The following is a 1982-nucleotide window of genomic DNA, read 5'->3' on the forward strand; positions in this document are numbered from 1 at the left end:
CTATGAATAGGGTGAACGGTAAGACATTTCAGACATTTATATACCTTCATTAATGACAAGTGATTGCTAAAAATATGTTAGCCAGGGGTAAAATTCTCTGGTTGAGGCTTTCCCGTCAGTTGGTTCAACCCAGGCGCTTGGCTTTCGTGGAAGCTTGCCTGATTGGTCTAGTTTCTGGGTTAGCGGCAGTTCTGTTAGGACAGGCAGTGGATTGGGCAGGCGCATTGCGAGTGCGTATTTCTTACCATTGGCCTGCCTATTTGGTGCTACCAAGTATTGGACTAGTAGGGGGACTTTTAGCTGGTTGGCTAGTAGAGCGTTTTGCACCGGAAGCATCAGGTAGTGGGATGTCGGAAGTGAAAGCGGTATTGGCTCGCGTACCGATGCCATTAAATCTGCGAATTGCTTTGGTAAAGTTGATCAGCGCTACGTTAGTGTTGGGTTCGGGAATGCCTTTGGGACGTGAAGGGCCGACTGTCCAAATTGGGGCAGCTTTGGCAAATCAACTTAGTAACTGGGCGCCAACTTCACCAGAGCATCGTCGCCAACTAATCGCCGCCGGAGCCGGGGCGGGATTAGCTGCGGCTTTTAATGCACCGATCGCAGGTGTGCTTTTTGTAGTGGAAGAATTACTGCAAGATGTGTCAGGTATCACTCTTGGTACTGCGATTTTGGCTTCTTTCATCGCTTCAGTCATTTCCCGGCTCTATGGTAGTCACAACCTGGATCTGAATCATCTAAATTTAGGTCTTCCCGATACAACTTTCTTCGCTCAGGAAATCCCTTTCTACTTGATTTTGGGAGTGCTGGCGGGACTTTTAGGCATTGTATTTAATAAAGGTATTCTTGAGAGTCTAGCAATTAATCGCCGCTTGGTAAGGTTGAGTTTATCCTGGCGAATTGGAATTGCTGGGTTAGTGAGTGGTGGGGCGATCGCCTTTTTACCTGCTGCCTTTCGCGATCATGCTGGGTTAAGAGAAATTTTGCTTGCGGGTAATACTAACTGGTCATTTGCAGCGATCGCTCTTTTAGTTCAGTTTATCCTAATTATTTTTACTTACGGCTCTGGAGCACCAGGGGGTTTACTAGTTCCCACTTTGGCTTTGGGAGCTGCCCTTGGTTACTTAGTGGGTGCTGTCGAACACAGTTTACTGGGAATGAGTGCTGCAACAGTCTATGCTCATGTCGGCATGGCTGCCTTTTTTAGCGCTGTCTCCAAAGTACCAATTACAGCAGTCGTCATTGTATTTGAGATGACAACAGATTTCAATCTAGTGCTACCGCTAATGATTGCGTCTGTGGTTGCCTATTTAGTAGCAGAAAAAATTGACCATCGATCGCTCTACGACCTTCTACTAGAGTGGAAAGGGATTCACATCACCAAGGAGCCTAGCACAGAGGGACTTCTAGCGCAACTGAGTGCCGTAGATGTGATGCAACGGCGTGTGGAAACTCTCTCTAGCCAAATGAGTACTGATGAAGCAGTACAGGCATTTTCCAACTCTCACCATCGCAACTTCCCGGTTTTAGAGAATGGTAAAGTTGTTGGTATTGTCACTCAGAAAGATTTAGTTAATATTGCTTCAGAACAATTAGGCAAAGATACAACTATTAGCGAGATTATGACACCAGAGCCAGTGACAGTAACTCCCACAGCTACACTAGCTCATGTACTGCATATACTCAATCGTTATCATCTCAGCTGCTTACCCGTTACAGAAAATCGCAAGCTCATAGGAATTATTACTCGTAGTGATATTATCCGTGTAGAAGCAGAGCAACTCAGTGGTAATAGCGAACAAATAGAACGTAAATCAGCACCTTCTTATGTGGTTTACCAAACTCGCGCTCCGGCTACAGGTAAAGGACGGTTACTAGTACCACTTTCACATCCTCAGACAGCCGAGACTTTATTGGAAATGGCAGTTGCGATCGCCAAAGATCGCAATTACGAAATAGAATGCCTACAAGTGATTATCGTT

At 45.7% G+C, this 1982-nt stretch carries 1 protein-coding gene; it reads left to right on the forward strand.

What is annotated here, in order from left to right:
- Window positions 1-74: 74 nt before the first annotated feature.
- The coding region (locus tag AC1F2U_RS34625) for a chloride channel protein (protein ID WP_480265257.1) at window positions 75-1982 on the forward strand (1908 nt) is incomplete at its 3' end.

The sequence above is a fragment of the Nostoc sp. LEGE 12454 genome, assembly GCF_056620565.1.